Source organism: Chryseobacterium sp. HNCC26DJ240 (assembly GCF_057180485.1).
This window is the reverse complement of sequence record NZ_JBXUGK010000003.1, coordinates 432,012-448,198: the sequence shown is the minus strand read 5'-3', so window position 1 is coordinate 448,198 and position 16,187 is coordinate 432,012. Positions and strand designations below refer to the sequence as shown.

Genomic DNA, 16,187 nt, shown 5'->3' with positions numbered 1-16,187 from the left:
GAAGTATAAATGGCTTCAAATAAAATACAATTCAGAAGTATTCACGAACTTAAAGACCCTGCCTTAAACGGTAAGTTGGCTCTTAAAGAGTTCCAGGAAGAAATTCCGGTAGAAGATTTTCTCGACAAAGCGGAAACCAGCGATGCAAGTACAACCAGAAGAGATTTCTTAAAACTTTTAGGTTTCTCAACTGCAGCGGTTACGTTGGCAGCTTGTGAAGCTCCGGTAATCAAAACGATTCCTTATGTAGTCAAACCACACGATATTATTCCTGGGGTTCCAAATTACTACGCTTCAACCTATTTTGACGGTTTCGATTTCGCCAGCGTTTTAGTAAAAACAAGAGAAGGAAGACCAATCAAAATTGATCCAAACCCGGCAGCTGGCGATTTAGGTAAAACTAACGCAAGAGCTCAGGCAGCTGTACTTTCATTGTACGACAATGATAAAGTAAAGCAACCGAAACTTGACGGGAAAGACGAAACTTTCGATAAAGTTGATGATTTCGTTATTAAAGGATTAAACGAGGCTCAGGCTTCAGGTAAAAAGATTGTTCTTTTATCTCAGTCTTTCGCTTCGCCTACTTTCAAAAAATTATTTGCTGAATTTAAAGCTAAATATCCGACTGCAGAGTTGGTAACTTACGATGCTTTCCCTCACAATGCAGCATTAGATGCTGCTCAGGAAGTATTCGGAACAAGAGCTTTACCGGTTTATGACCTTAAAGGTTCAGAATTGGTAGTAGCTTTCCAGGCAGATTTCCTAGGAGATTTTAATGCTTCAAGCCTTGAAACTTCTTATGCTTCTGCTAGAACTCCTGGAGCAACAATGTTGAGACACATTCAGGTTGAATCTAATATGTCTTTGACTGGTGCTAACGCCGATTCAAGATACAGATTAAAGCCAAGTGCGGTAAACAAAACTTTGGTAGAAGTTTACAACGCTATCGTTGGAGGAACTGCTCCGGCTGATAAAACTGCGGCAGAAATCGTAAAAGAACTTCAGGCTAAAGGAAGCAAAGCTGTTGTATTTGCTGACGGTTCTAAAGCGGCTCAGGTTTTAGCTCACTTAATCAACCAAAAATTAGGTTCTGTTGCTTTCACTGGTAAGGCAAACTTCCTGAAAGAATTTGACAAAGCAAAATTTGAAGATTTCTTAGGATGGGTAAACGGTGGACAGGTTGGTGTTTTAATCACAAACAATGTAGATCCGATTTATTCTTACCACAAAGGTCAGGATTTCAAAAAATCTTTGGCAAAAGTACCGTATATCGTTGCTGTTGCCGACAAGAAAAACGAAATGTATAAAGCAGCGAAAGCTGTAATTCCTGTAGCCAACTGGTTGGAATCTTGGGGAGATATGGAACCTCAGACAGGTGCTTATACATTAATGCAGCCAACAATCCAGAAAATCTACAAATCAAGACAGATTGAAGAATCTTTATTGGTTTGGAAAAATGGAAAAAACAATGCTGCCAATAACTATTACGATTATTTAAAAGCAAATGCAGGTTCACTTTTAGGAGGAACTTCATTCAACAAAGCTTTATACAACGGTTTTGTAGCTTCTTCTAACGCAACAATGCTTTCTTACGCTGGCGGAAACGCTGGTCAGGCATTAGCTGAATTAGGAAACTTCAAACCTGCTGAATTAGAATTGGTATTGTATACCAAGACTGCGATGGGAGACGGAACTCAGGCAAACAACCCTTGGTTGCAGGAATTACCGGATCCTATTACAAGAATGTCTTGGGATAACTACCTTACTATTTCTCCTAAAGATGCTGACAAATTTGAGATTAAAAATGATCTTAATGCTAGAATGCAGCTGGACGGTTCTTTAGTAACCCTTACAGTAAACGGAGTAAAATTAGAAAACGTTCCTGTATTCGTACAGCCAGGTCAGGCAGAAGGATCTGTAGGTCTTGCGCTTGGTTACGGTAAGAAAAACTCAGGAGCAACTGCTGATACAGGAGTGAATGCTTACCCTTTATTCGACGGTTCAAACCTTGTTGTTTCAGGTATTAAAATTGAAAAGACAGGAGAAGACCACGAGTTTGCCGGAGTACAGCTTCAAAATACTTTAATGGGTCGTTACGAAATCGCAAAAGAAGTACCTTTGGCAGATTTCATCAATGTACCTTTCGATGATGAGCACAGTGGATGGAACAAGCCTTTGGAATATCACACGATCAGTGGAGCACTTCCAGCAGGTAAAATTGACCTTTGGGATGCTTTCGACGATACAGACGGACCTCACTTCAACTTATCTGTTGACTTGAACTCTTGTACGGGTTGTGGTGCATGTATCATCGCTTGTCAGGCTGAAAACAACGTTCCTGTAGTAGGAAAAGAAGAAATCAGAATGTCCAGAGATATGTATTGGTTGAGAATTGACCGTTACTATTCTTCAAAAGATACTTTAACTGTTTATGATGGTTTAGCTCAAGGAAAAGCTGTTCCTGAATTGTACGGAAGCAAAGTTCTTGGAATCGAAGGATCTTTAGAGAATCCAGCAGAAAATCCTGACGTAATCTTCCAGCCGGTAATGTGTCAGCACTGTAACCACGCACCTTGTGAAACTGTTTGTCCGGTAGCGGCGACTTCACACGGTAAGCAGGGACAAAACCACATGGCTTATAACAGATGTATCGGTACAAGATATTGTGCAAACAACTGTCCTTATAAAGTAAGACGTTTCAACTGGTTTACTTATAACTTAAATGACCGTTTTGATTTTAATCAAAACAATGATTTAGGAAGAATGGTATTGAACCCGGATGTTGTTGTAAGAACGAGAGGGGTAATGGAGAAATGTTCTATGTGTATCCAGGAAACTCAGGCTACAATTCTAGCTGCGAAGAGAGAGAACAGAAGAGTAACAGACACTGAATTTAAAAATTCTTGTGCTTGTGCTGCTGCTTGTTCTACCGGAGCAATGACGTTTGGAGACATGAATGACAAAGAGTCTGAAGTTAGAAAATTATATTCCAGCAACAGAAGATATCATTTACTTGAAGAGATCGGCACAAAACCAAACGTGTTCTATCATGCTAAAGTAAGAAACAGAGTAGAAAAATAAAGTTATAAATAATAAATAGGTAAAAAATGTCAGGACATTACGAAGCTCCGATAAGAGAACCTCTAATTATTGGTCACAAAACTTATCACGATATCACTGAAGATATTGCAAGACCTATAGAAGAAAGAGCAGGAAAACTATGGTGGGTATCACTATATGCAGCCTTAGTTCTATTCATCTACGGATTTGGCTGTATCGCATACACTATCGGAACAGGTATTGGGTCATGGGGGCTTAACAGAACTATTAACTGGGGTTGGGATATTACCAACTTCGTATGGTGGGTAGGTATTGGTCACGCCGGTACGCTGATCTCAGCAGTATTATTATTATTTAGACAGAGATGGAGAATGTCTGTAAACAGATCTGCAGAGGCGATGACGATCTTTGCGGTTGTACAGGCAGCTTTGTTCCCGGTAATTCACATGGGTAGAGTTTGGGTAGGATATTGGGTATTCCCTCTTCCTAACCAGTTTGGTACACTTTGGACCAACTTCAACTCACCTCTATTCTGGGATGTATTTGCAATCTCTACTTACTTCTCTGTATCTACAGTATTCTGGTTCATAGGTTTGATTCCTGACTTTGCAATGATCAGAGACAGAGCAAAAACGCCTTGGACTAAAAAAATCTATACATTACTATCTTTCGGATGGGGTGGAAAAGCAAAACACTGGCAGAGATTTGAAGAAGTATCTTTGGTTTTGGCAGGTTTGGCAACTCCACTTGTATTCTCGGTACACACTACGGTATCATTTGACTTCGCAACTTCAGTTATTAAAGGATGGCACTCTACGATCTATCCTCCTTACTTCGTTGCGGGTGCGATCTTCTCAGGATTTGCAATGGTACAGACGCTTTTGTTAATCGCAAGAAAAGTATGTCACCTTGAAGACTACATCACAATGTATCATATCGAAATTATGAACATCGTAATCGTATTGACAGGTGGTATGGTAACTGTAGCTTATGCAACTGAATATTTCATCGGATGGTATTCTGGTTCAAGATATGAAGACTTTACTTATCTTTCTCCGGGTGCTGCAGTAGGACCTTACTGGTGGGCATTCTGGGCATTGATTATCTGTAACCTTGTTGTTCCTGCATTATTCTGGTTCAAGAGAGTAAGAACAAACATTATTGCTACATTTATTATTGCTTTAATTATCAACATCGGTATGTGGTTTGAGCGTTTTGACATCATTGTAATCAACCTTTCGAGAGATTACCTTCCAGGATCTTGGACGATGTTTAAACCAACCATTATTGACGTTGGAGTATATTTAGGAACAATCGGATTCTTCTCTGTATTATTCTTATTATATGCAAGAACATTCCCTGTAATTGCACAGGCTGAATTGAAGAGTATCTTAAAAATTTCAGGTGAAACCTATAAAGTAAAAGAAGGAGATGAGCACCACTAAAATTGTATACGGACTTTATGCTGATGACGACGATTTAATGAACGGCGTTAAAGCATTCAACGATAAAGGGATCTCTATAAACGAAGTTTATACTCCTTTCCCTGTTCACGGCCTTGATAAAGCTTTGGGATTAAAGAAAACAAGAATTTCTGATGCCGCATTTATCTTCGCACTTTATGGTGTAACCATTGGTATTACTTTATCATGGTACATCATGAACCACGACTGGCCACAGAATATCGGTGGTAAGCCGGCATTCACATGGGTAAACAACTTCCCGGCTTTCATCGACCCGATGTTTGAATTGATGGTTTTCTGTACTGCTCACATGATGTCATTAACTTTCTTTGTAAGAAATAAAATGTATCCTGGAGCTCCGGCACAGAATCCTGATCCAAGAACTACTGATGATAAATTCTTAATGGAATTTGTAACAGACGATGTGGAATCTGTGAAACAGCTTCTTATTGAAACTGGTGTAGAAGAAATTACTGTAAAAAATCTTCATACTGAGACGGAAGAAAAAGAAATAACTGTAAAAGATGCTTAAGATGAAGAATAATATTTTAAAAATCACAGCCGTTTTGGGTCTTTCAGCAGTATTGTTTACTTCTTGTGGACCGAAAGATAATACACCTTTGGTATATTTCCCGGATATGTATTTTCCTGTGGCTTATGATCCTTTGATGAAGGCTCAGGATGCTTATTCAGATCATGAAAATGAAATTCCTGCTTTTGTAAAAAATAACGGTGCAACAGGTCTTTCTCCTGTAGAAGGTTCAGTTGCTCAGAATAAAGACGGTGTTTTCGCTGAAGGTAAACTTCCGAAAAATCCTGACGAATACAACGCTGGTTATGATGCTGCTAAAACAGTAAATGCATCACCTTTGAATCCTGCAAATGCTGAAAAGGATCTCGAAAGAGGAAAATTCTTATTTGAGCGTACCTGTGCTGCATGTCACGGCCCAGGTGGCGACGGGCAAGGGCCAATCGTTCAGAGCGGTGCTTATTCTGGTGTACCAAATTATGCAGACAGAGAAATCACTGTAGGATCTGTGCATTATGTATTAACAAACGGTAGAAATGCCATGGGATCTTATGCTGGACAGCTAAACCCTGGCGACAGATGGAGAGTGGCAATGTATGTGATGAATGCTTTCAAAAAAGGAGCACCGGCACCTGCAGCAACTCCGGCGGCTACACCAGCAGCAACTACTGAATCTACTGAAACTAAAAAATAAGAAAAGAAATGTATAGTTTTTCACCAAAATTAAAATCAACTTCTCTCATACTTCTTGTTGTAGGTTTGGTTCTTTTCGCAGCCGGTTATTTCATGAATAGCGGTTTATCTACTGAGAAAATAGAACACATGATGGAAGCAGTACATGCTTCAGGTCATGATGCACCTACGCATTCAAGTCAGCAGGTGGGTCCTCAGGATCACGAAGCTCACCTTGAGCATGCAACAATGCAGATTCACAACTCACCATTGGCATCTATTCATTTTGTAGCTGTATTTTTCTTCGGAATCAGTGCTGCAGTATTGTTTTTCTACTGTATTCAGCATGCAGCTCATGCAGGATGGCCAATTATCATCACGAGAGTAATGGAAGCTATTGCTTCATACATTCCTTACGGTGGAGCAATCCTAATCGTGATTATGCTATTAAACATCTTCCACCAAGGGCATTTATTCCACTGGATGGATCCGGATTTAACAGACCCAAAATCTGCACATTTTGATGTAATATTATTTGAAAAGAAAATTTTCCTTAATATTCCTTTCTACGCAGTAAGAACATTTATTTATGTTTTAGGAGCATCATTCTTTGCTTGGAAACTGAAAGCTCAGTCTAAAAAAGTAGACGATACAAAATCTTTGGTTGAGTATCAGTTCCTTTACAGATGGGCAGTTGGTTACATCGCATTCTTCGGATTTGCTTCTGCAGCGTGGGCTTGGGACTGGTTGATGTCTATTGACCCTCACTGGTATTCTACAATGTATATCTGGTATTCAATGGTAAGCTGTCTTTCAAGTGGTGTAGCGGTTATTATTTTACTAAGTGTTTATCTTAAGAAAAATGGTTTCCTTCCACAGTTTAATGACAATCACTTACATGATTTAGGGGTATTCCTTTTCGCAACAAGTTTACTTTGGACGTATACATGGTTTGCACAGTTCATGTTATACTGGTACGCAAACATTCCGGAAGAGGTAAATTACTTCTTCGGAAGATTCCAGCACTATTCTCCTACTTTCTTACCGATGTTGGTATTCAACTTCCTTTTACCTTTATTGGTATTGGTGAGCAGCAGCATCAAGAGAAATTACAAAGTGGTAACTACAATGGCTTGTATCGTAATCTTCGGTCACCTTTTGGATTATTTCAACATGGTAATGCCGGGAACAGTGGGTCCATTCTGGAAAACACCTGAATTGCTATTATTGGTAGCCGGAGCGGTATTATTTGTAGTTGGATTATTTATGTTTACAGTGCTTTCAGCATTATCTAAACTGAAATTAATTCCTACAGGTAACCCTTACCTACACGAATCTGAAATTTACGAATATCCTTTCTAAGGTTTCGTTACAGAATAAAATTACAAAAGACTGGTCTTCGGATCGGTCTTTTTTTGTTGGAAGATGGAATCTAGGAGATGAATACTGGAATTTGTGATGATTCAGTTCAATCTTTAAACCATCCTCACTGCCATAGAATTCAATTTTAAAAGCAACAAACGCACGACTTTTAAGTTTCTACACACAAAACTCATTTGGGCATTTGTGGCAAAAAAATAAAATAAGCGAACCGATTGTTTTTATTTTTATAAACTTGCCATTATTCGAAAATAAAAAAATCCCTTCAAAGTAAAACTCCGAAAGGATAAAATTGAAACAATATAAAAACTTTTAAAATCCTAATTGAAAAATCCTGAGTAATTCTGTCTGCAGCATTACTTCATTTTTACTATTGATTAAATTATAATTTGCCTGAAGCCATCCGTTTCGCACTACAAAAAAAGTGTAGGCATCCATCAGACCCTCTTTATACTTCTCTTCAGATTTTTGAAAAGACAACCTCTGATTATCAAAATTGACTTCCAAGAGATGATACTTTTCCTGAGCATTCATATACTGTGCTTTGATTGAATTGATGCTTTTCGTTAAATCATTTACAATCAAATCTTTTTCATAGGTTGCATTGATAGTATTCAATTTTGCAATTTCCACATTGGTTTTTACCTGTAATTTGTTGAAAACCGGAATATTTAAACCAAAATATAACTGCTGATTTTTATTTCTGTTAAACTGTTGCGGGAAAGAATCAGCAAATTGTCCCAACGTTTTGTTGTAGAAACTTGACCATGTGTATGATCCGTTTAAAGTTGGTAAGTAAGCGGATTTCGCAATATCAACATTTTTTTGCTGCGCTTTTATTTCATTTAAAACTGCCAGATAAGCCGGATTTTTTTCCAAAAGACTGGTCACGAAATTGGTTTCTTCAAAGCTGATTTCAGCCGGATTTTCTTCAGTCATTACAAATTCCAAAGTATCACTTGTAATCGCCAGTGCATTCAGAAGATTAATTTTGGAAAGATCTCTTGCGTTTTTTGCTGAAACCCATTGTTCCTGCATTGTTCCGAGATTTGCTTTGATGTCGTAAATATCACTTTTCGGCCGGTTTCCGATTTCAACTTCTTTTTCTGTCCGTTTAATCTGATCCTGAATTCCCGAAAGTTGGGTCTGCAGAACTTCCAGCCAACTTTTGTTGTTTTGATAGGAAAAAAACATCTGAATCACATTCATTTTAACCTCATTCTGTGTCTGTTTCAATCTGTAAGTAGAACTTTCTTTATTAATTTTAGATAAAGAAATATTGAGGAAATTTCTCCAGTTCAGTAACTCCCAATTAGCCTGAGCATAAAAATTGTCACTTTGTGTATTAATAGCCTCACGCTGGTTATTTTGAGGGTTAATACCGTTTCCAAAATTATAATTGTGACTTACACCGGCATCAATAGAGGGCAAAAGCATTCCTTTGGCAGCTAAAATCTGCTGGTCATTTTTTCTGATGTTGACTGTAGATTGCTTAATCAACGGATGGCTGGACGAAGCATAATCAAGACATTGCTGCAACGTCCATGTTTCCTGCGCCGGAAAAAGATTTATAATTAATATGAAGAATAGTTTTTTCATTGCTTTTTTATTGTTGAATGTTTAACTGATGAAGTTGCGGGTTTGTAAGCGAAAACACCCATCTTCCAACTCCCAGCTCCCACCTTCCAACTCCCAGCTCCCAGCTCCCACCTTCCAACTCCCAGCTCCCACCTTCCAGCTTCCATCTTCCACCTTCCATCTTCCCACTCTTACTCATATTTCAGATATTTAACCAAATTGATTTTTGTAGCACGGTAGGCTTTAAAACTCACCACTACAAAAGTTAAAATTAAAAGTAAAAACAAACTTAAAACGTAGGGCCAGACAGGCATATCAATTCTGTAGGCAAAGTCTTTCAGCCATTCATTCATTGCATAGTAACTCATCGGAATGCTTAAAACCACTGCAAGAAAGCAGATCAGCAAAAATCTTTTCGTCAGATCCCAGACAATGGCTTTCTCGTCTGCACCTAATGTTTTTTTGATGGCGACATCTTTTAGTTTTTGCTCGATTAATAACGAGGACAAAGCGAATAGTCCCAGCAAAGCGATGACCAAAACCACGATATTTAAAGTAGTGAACAAGGTCTGCTGTTTTGTGAATTTATCGAATGTTTTGGCAAACTGTTTATCTACAAATTCATATTCGTAAGGATAACCGGGCTCCACTTCTGTAAGCCAGAATTCTTTGATGCGTTCCAGAGTTCCGTTGATGTCATTGCCGGAAAGTTTTATCTGAAGATTCTGCACATTATTTTTAGACCAGTTTCTGTCGAAGTTAAACATCAGGATCGGACTTACAGGTTTATCTACACCAGTCACATAAAAGTCTTTTACAACTCCGATTATTTTATATTTTTTCTTCTCTTCCCAGCCAGGTAACACTTCTTTACCTAATGCCTGGGATGGATTCCAACCCATTTCTTTTACGAATGTTTCGTTGGCAATCGTACCCGAAATCGTATCGGAAGCATATCTTAAATCTAAATCCCTTCCGGCAACAAATTTCATTTTATAAAATCTGAAAAAATTATAATCTACACCGCCAACGCCTACAGAGCCAATGCTTTTGGTAGTATCCGTCGCTTTTTTTACAGATGACTGATTAACCAGGCCATTTCCAATATTAAAAACTGAGCCTGTAATCTCTTCTACACCTGCGATTTTTGAAACTTCATTTTTCAGTCTGATGTATTTCCTGAAATTATAGTCGTTGTTCCAATCACTTTTTTTGAATTGAAGTCTGATCACCTGATCGCCTTTAAATCCTAAATCTTTATTCATCATAAAATTAACCTGCGTGTGGATAATCATTGAGCAAATAATAAAGAATGAAGAAATGACCAGTTGCATGGCAAGGATAGAATTTCTCAGCCAGACACCGTGTCGGCTTCTTGCAAAATTACCTTTCAGGGTATTGATTGGTTTGAAATTGGAGAGATAAAGTGCCGGAATTAATCCTGAAACCAAAGAAAAGACAAGAAGCAATAATCCTGTGTAAACATAGAGACGCGGGTCGTTGAGTTTGATTTCCTTACCCAAAAACTTATTGTAAGTTGGTAACAGCAGCTCAACCATAGCGAAAGCAATGATATACGCCACAAAACATATCACAAAAGTCTCCAGCAGAAACTGCATAATCAATTTCGTTTTTGTGCTGCCAATTACTTTTCTTACCCCCACTTCTTTAGCTCTCTGGGAAGCCTGAGCTGTTTTTAAATTAATCAGATTGATTCCCGAAAGGAGTAAAATCAAAGCAGATAAACTCAATAAAATCACCAGCGATTTTTTGTCGCCTTTTTCTACGCCTTCACTTTTGGCATCGAGCTTCATTTTGCTGATGGGTGTGAGATGTACTACAGCACGGTTTTTCTCATCATATTTTTCTCCCCATTTCTCTGAAGCAATTTTTTCCTGTGCAGACTGTTGGTCTGAAAGTTTTTTCTCCAGATGGGCGACGTCAGTTCCCGGTTTCAGTTTAAAATATCCTACGTAGCTGTAGTTTGTCCATTGAAGATTAGATTCGCCGGGATTATCCAAAGCAGGATTCCGCATTACAAAACCTGGTTTAAAAACGCTGTTGCTTTCAGGATTTTTATAAACTGCCGTTACAATCATAGGCTGTGCATTCGATTCGTCGAGCGTTATGGTTTTGCCGATACAGTTTTTATACTCGTCCCCAAAAAGTGTTTTAGCGGTTTCTTCTGAAATTGCAATTTTTGACTTGTCGCTGATCGCATTTTTCAGGCTGCCTGCCACTTTTTCCATTGGGAAAAAATCAAAAAAAGAATCCGAAGCCCTGCAGGATGAAACAAATGCCGATTTGCCTTCCGACATCAGACGGATTTTGTAATTTCCCCAAAGGTTGGCGATGGCAAAATCTTCAATCTCCGAAAATTTTTCTTTAGAAACAGTGAGTTCGGGAAAGCTCGAAACGACCATCATTCCGAATGAAGCATTTCCGTTTTCCACAAGGTAGATATTGTCTTTATTGGGATTCCATTCTTCATAGGATTTTTCGTCCTGCCAGTGGATGAAAATTAACAGGAAAACACACAGACCAACACTCAATCCTAAAATATTGATGATGGTGGAAAGCCAGTTTTTTCTGTAATTGATGAATGCTATTTTGAGCCAGTTTTTGAGCATAATTGAAAGGTGATTTTTGGGTTGGAAGATGGAAGATGGATGATGGAAGTCTAAGTACAACGCTAAAAAACTTTCAGTTCCCCTGATCAAACTTCCATCTCTTCTCGTTTCAGATATTAATAAGATTCCATAGGTTTCACCTGCGGCTACTCACATTGAATCCTTCGAATTCTTTTATTCATACTTAAGATATTTAATCAGATTAACTTTGGTGGCCTGATAGGCTTTGATGCTTACGACCGCAAACGTTAAAACCAATAATAAAATCATACTTAACAGGAATGGGAGAACCGGCATATCAATTCGGTAAGCGAAATCTTTCAGCCATTCGTTCATCAGATAATAACTTATTGGAATACTAATGAGAACGGCAATCAATGTTAGCCATAGAAATTGTTTCGTCAAACCAACTATCAAAGTTTTGTCTGAAGCACCTAATGTTTTTCTGATAGCGACGTCTTTTAGTTTCTGTTCAATCATTAATGAAGACAAGGCGAATAATCCGAGCAATGCTACCATTAAAACCATTGCGTTAAGGATTGTGAAAAGGGTTTGCTGTTTTTGATATTTTTCAAAGGTTTTAGCAAATTCTTTATCTATGAAATAAGATTCAATAGGATAACCTACTTCTACATTAGTCTGCCAAAATTTTCTGATTCTTTTCACCGTGCCGTCAATATCATCCGGTTTTATTTTAAGTTGAATATTATAGACATTGTACCGTTTCCAGGATGTGGCCCGATAATGAAAGAAAATCATAGGTTCTACATTGGTTTTCAAACTTTGGATATTAAAATCTTTCACAATGCCTACAATTTTATACGGCTTTTGATCAAAACCCGGACGAAATTTATTTTTAAAAGCTTGCGTGTCATTCCAGCCAAGTTGTTTCACAAAAGTTTCATTTACTAAAACATTATCTATCGTATCAGAAGATAATTTTGGATTCAGCCATCGTCCTTTTTGAAGTTTAACGCCCATAAATTTCAGGTAGTCATAGTCCATCGAACCGTGTTGTGCGTAGATGGTTTTTTCCATATAATCCATATTAGAGTTGCTATAGCGATTTACTCCCGCGACTGCTTCTCCATAAGAAACATCTTCTACACCCTGTATTTTTCGCATTTCATTTTTAATACGCTCATATTTAAGCCAAGGCTGAGCTGTATTTTCACTGAAAACCACCATAAAAACCTGTTTCCCATTAAAACCAAGATCTTTATTCATCATGTACTTCACTTGAGAATTCACAATTAAACTTGCGATAATAAAGAATGACGAAATGACTAATTGTAAAGTCAAAATTCCATTTCTTAACCAAATTCCTTGTCTGCTTCTGGCAAAATTTCCCTTCAAAGTTTCTATAGCTTTAAAATTCGCCAAATAAGTTGCAGGAATCAAACCCGAAATCAGTGTAACTGCCACAACCATCGCAAATGAATAGAAGTAAATACGCCAGTCATTCATTACAATTTCTTTATCAAAGAACTTGTTGAAATTGGGTAGAAGTATTTCGGTTAACGCCAATGAAAGCAGATAAGAAACAAAACAAATGACGAAGGTTTCTAATAAAAATTGCAAAATCAACTTAGGTTTCGTACTTCCGATGGCTTTTCTTACGCCGATTTCTTTTGCTCTTTGGGAAGATTGTGCGGTTTTCAGATTGATAAAATTGATGGCTGATAAAACGACGATCAAAACAGAAAGTGTAAACAGAATCATCATTGTTTTAAAATCTCCTGTTCCAAACCAGTACGCTTCACCGTGAAGTTTCATTTTGTCTATTGGCGTCAATAAGCTTCCCTGCGGACCATACAGATCTAAGTATTTTTGAGGGGTAACACCTGCACCCTGTGCATTTATTTTTGCCCTGTACATAAAAACATCATTAAATAGTTTCTCCTGAACTATTTCTGTGTCTGCTTTTTTATCTAACAAGAACAGGCAACCATAATTGAAATTTCCCCATGCCTCTTTATCATTTTTCATTTGTTCATAAGGTAAAAGCACAAACTCCGGTTTGATGACGCTGTTTTCTCTTGGCATTTCGTAGACAGCAGTTACAACATAAGTTTTGTTGTCGAATTTTATACTTTCTCCTGCCACATTAGTCTTACCAAAGAGATTTTTTGCGGTATTGGTTGAGATAGCAAGAGCGTTTTCATTCTTTAAAGCATCCTCAAAACTTCCTGAAACGAGCTTGAAAGGAAAAAAGTTGAAAAAATTCTCAGAAACCGTCATTCCATCTTTTTGATAAGCAGTTTTGCTTTTGGTTTTCATTTTGAAACCCATCCCAGAACCGCTGAACAAAACATAGTCTTTAATTTCCGGGATCATTTTCACTGCACGTTCTGCAATTGGATATGAAATACTCGGACTATAAGTATTTTCCTTTTTATTGTGTTGCTGAAACGCATAGATTTGGTCTTTCTTCGGATTCCATTTTTCATAGGATTCTTCGTCATTCCAATGCATCAGGATGAGCATAAATCCGGTCAGACCAATCGTCAATCCAAATAAATTGATGACCGTGGAAAGCCAGTTCTTTTTATAATTAATGAAGGCAATTTTGAGCCAGTTGTTAAGCATAATTGTTGATTTTGTCCGAAGCCCGAAGCAGGAAATCGGAAGATTTGTAAGCAATATTTATTCGGTTTTGAGACTTCGGGCTTCCGTCTTCCATCTTCCAACCTTTTTATTCAAAATTCTTAGCATCCGCTTTTTCGAAAACATCTTTTCTTTGAGAAGAATGTTCTTCGCTGAAAATCTCCCCGTCTTTCATATTGACAATTCTTGAAGCATAACCTGCATCGTAAGAAGAGTGCGTTACCATTGCGATGGTAGAGCCTTCTCTGTGCAGTTCTGCGAGAAGATTCATTACTTCATTTCCGTTGGAAGAATCGAGGTTTCCTGTGGGCTCATCGGCAAGAATTAATTTTGGTTTTGTGACTAAAGCTCTTGCAACCGCTGCTCTTTGCTGCTGACCTCCGGACAGTTGTTGAGGATAGTGTTTTGCTCTGTGGGAAATATTGATTTTCTCCATAATTTCTTCCACTCGTTTTTTTCTTTCTGACGAGGAAATACCGTTGTAAATCAGAGGCAATTCGATATTTTCGTAAACCGTTAACTCATCAATCAGATTGAAATTCTGGAAAATGAAACCGATATTTTTCTTTCTGATATCAGATTTTTTTCTTTCACCTAAATTTATAGTTTCAGTATCTGAAAATTGATAAGAACCGGAAGAAGCATTGTCTAAAAGACCTAAAATATTAAGAAAAGTAGATTTCCCACAACCTGAAGGCCCCATTATCGCTATAAATTCACCTTCTTTGATGTTGAGACTTACATTATTTAAAGCGTTGGTTTGAACGTCCTCAGTCTTATATACTTTTGAAAGGTTTTGAATATTAATCATTATAATTTTGTTTAAAGTTTAGAATTTTATGTTTATATTTTTACACGTCTTTTTTATTTCAGAATTAAATTTCATTTGTGAATTTCTTTGAATTTATTTTTGAATATTTAAAATTTCATACTTTTTCAGTTCAGAATAATCTGAAGTAATCACGGTTTCGCCCTGTTTCAATCCGGAAACAACTTCGTAGTACAAGGGGTTTTCTCGTCCTAAAACGATATTTCGCTTTTCGGCTTTGTTATTTTTCATTACAAAAATCCATTTTCCGTTCGTGTCTTTGTAGAAATTCCCTTTCGGAATCATCATACTTTGTGTGTCGGCAGAAAGTTTCAGTTTTACCCCGAAAGTCATCCCTATTTTTAAAGTAGAAATTTTCGCATCAATGAAATTGAGTTCTACAGAAAACTGTCCGTCTTTTACTTCCGGAAGAATTTTCGTGATGATGACTTCGTATTCTTTTCCGTTGTTGTCCAGCGTACCTTTGATTCCGTTGGTCAGTTTATTAATGTAATATTCATCCACTTTTGCAATCAGTTTGTAGCCACCCATCAAATCGATTTTCCCAATACTTTCTCCGGTGGTTAAATTTTGTCCCAGCGAAATACTGAATGACGACAATCTTCCCGAAGCCGGCGACATGATGAGGAAATTATTTTTGTTGGAACGAAGAATATTCAGGCTTTTCTCCATTTGACTGATGGAATTATTGATTGCTGCAAACTGCGAATTTCTCGATGTTTTTTCGCTGTTTGCTCCTTTTTCAACAATTTGTTTTCTCTGTTTTTGATAATTTAAACTTTGAAGGGCAACATCATAATCAGTTTTTTTCCCAATTTCGGCATCGTAGAGCCTTTTTTGAAGATTAAAACTCTGCAAAGCGGTGTTATAATCATTTTGCGACTGCAATAATTCTTTGTCCTGATTGAATTCCTGATTTTTTAATTCCAAAAGTGAACTTCTCATCTGGCTGATTTGCTGCATAATTCCCGTTTCCTGATTCAGATAATTAAATTCAGTGTTGGGATTGTAAACCTGAGCAATCGGCTGACCTTTCGTCAACATTTGTCCGTCTTCTGCAAAGATTTCTTTTACTGCACCGCCTTCCAATACATTTACAAGTGATGAATTGAGAGATTGGGTCTGAGCCGTCAGCATCAACATATCTTCAAATTTCCCTTTTGTAACTTCATCAATTGTAATGTCTTCCCTTTTTACATTGTATGTTTTTTTCTGATTAATAAAATACCATCCAAAAACCGAAATCGCGATAGCAGAAACAATCACAATTGAGATTAATTTTATTTTAGAATTCTTTTTTACTATTTTCGTATCCATATTTAGATAACTATTTTATCTACAGTAAATTACACAACATAAATGCCGAGAATTTACAATTATATAACTCACTGTAAATGTGATTAAATATAATTTTATTAATTTTAAAACTGTTCATTATC

General features: G+C 37.4%; 11 protein-coding genes. 5 read left to right on the top strand and 6 right to left on the bottom strand.

The genetic code is table 11. The annotated features are described in order from the left end of the window. Positions 1-9: 9 nt before the first annotated feature. From AC2A1G_RS08195 to AC2A1G_RS08175, 5 genes are read left to right on the top strand one after another with little or no spacing between them, the layout of a single operon-like run. Positions 10-3,081, top strand: a complete 3,072-nt coding sequence (locus AC2A1G_RS08195) for a TAT-variant-translocated molybdopterin oxidoreductase (protein WP_484046428.1) — start codon at positions 10-12, stop codon at positions 3,079-3,081. Between the two features lie 26 nt (positions 3,082-3,107). Continuing rightward, entirely contained in the window at positions 3,108-4,505 is a 1,398-nt protein-coding gene (nrfD, locus tag AC2A1G_RS08190) for an NrfD/PsrC family molybdoenzyme membrane anchor subunit (RefSeq protein WP_056027805.1), read from the top strand. After that, positions 4,492-5,055 carry a DUF3341 domain-containing protein gene (locus tag AC2A1G_RS08185; protein WP_484046427.1) on the top strand — a complete coding sequence of 188 codons (564 nt, stop codon included), beginning with the start codon at positions 4,492-4,494 and terminating at the stop codon, positions 5,053-5,055. Before nrfD ends, AC2A1G_RS08185 begins: the two co-directional genes overlap by 14 nt. Further along, positions 5,048-5,746: a c-type cytochrome gene (locus AC2A1G_RS08180; RefSeq protein ID WP_484046426.1), complete on the top strand. Its 699-nt coding sequence runs from the start codon at positions 5,048-5,050 to the stop codon at positions 5,744-5,746. Before AC2A1G_RS08185 ends, AC2A1G_RS08180 begins: the two co-directional genes overlap by 8 nt. 8 nt (positions 5,747-5,754) lie before the next feature. Continuing rightward, complete coding sequence (locus tag AC2A1G_RS08175) at positions 5,755-7,086, top strand: quinol:cytochrome C oxidoreductase (protein ID WP_484046425.1); 1,332 nt, start codon at positions 5,755-5,757, stop codon at positions 7,084-7,086. A gap of 330 nt (positions 7,087-7,416) precedes the next feature. On the opposite strand, the gene AC2A1G_RS08170 is transcribed toward AC2A1G_RS08175, so the two are convergent. The 6 genes from AC2A1G_RS08170 to AC2A1G_RS08145 form a co-directional block, all read right to left on the bottom strand. Then, entirely contained in the window at positions 7,417-8,703 is a 1,287-nt protein-coding gene (locus AC2A1G_RS08170; RefSeq protein WP_484046424.1) for a TolC family protein, read from the bottom strand. A gap of 7 nt (positions 8,704-8,710) precedes the next feature. After that, positions 8,711-8,881, bottom strand: a complete 171-nt coding sequence (locus AC2A1G_RS08165) for a hypothetical protein (RefSeq protein ID WP_484046423.1) — start codon at positions 8,879-8,881, stop codon at positions 8,711-8,713. After that, on the bottom strand, positions 8,874-11,312 hold the full coding sequence (locus AC2A1G_RS08160) for an ABC transporter permease (protein ID WP_484046422.1): 2,439 nt from the start codon (positions 11,310-11,312) through the stop codon (positions 8,874-8,876). Before AC2A1G_RS08160 ends, AC2A1G_RS08165 begins: the two co-directional genes overlap by 8 nt. A 174-nt stretch (positions 11,313-11,486) precedes the next feature. After that, positions 11,487-13,901: an ABC transporter permease gene (locus tag AC2A1G_RS08155; RefSeq protein ID WP_484046421.1), complete on the bottom strand. Its 2,415-nt coding sequence runs from the start codon at positions 13,899-13,901 to the stop codon at positions 11,487-11,489. 106 nt (positions 13,902-14,007) lie between these two features. Then, on the bottom strand, positions 14,008-14,730 hold the full coding sequence (locus AC2A1G_RS08150; protein ID WP_484046420.1) for an ABC transporter ATP-binding protein: 723 nt from the start codon (positions 14,728-14,730) through the stop codon (positions 14,008-14,010). Between the two features lie 93 nt (positions 14,731-14,823). Further along, a complete protein-coding gene (locus AC2A1G_RS08145) occupies positions 14,824-16,065 on the bottom strand; it encodes an efflux RND transporter periplasmic adaptor subunit (RefSeq protein WP_484046419.1) in 1,242 nt (413 codons plus the stop codon). Between the last annotated feature and the right edge of the window lie 122 nt (positions 16,066-16,187).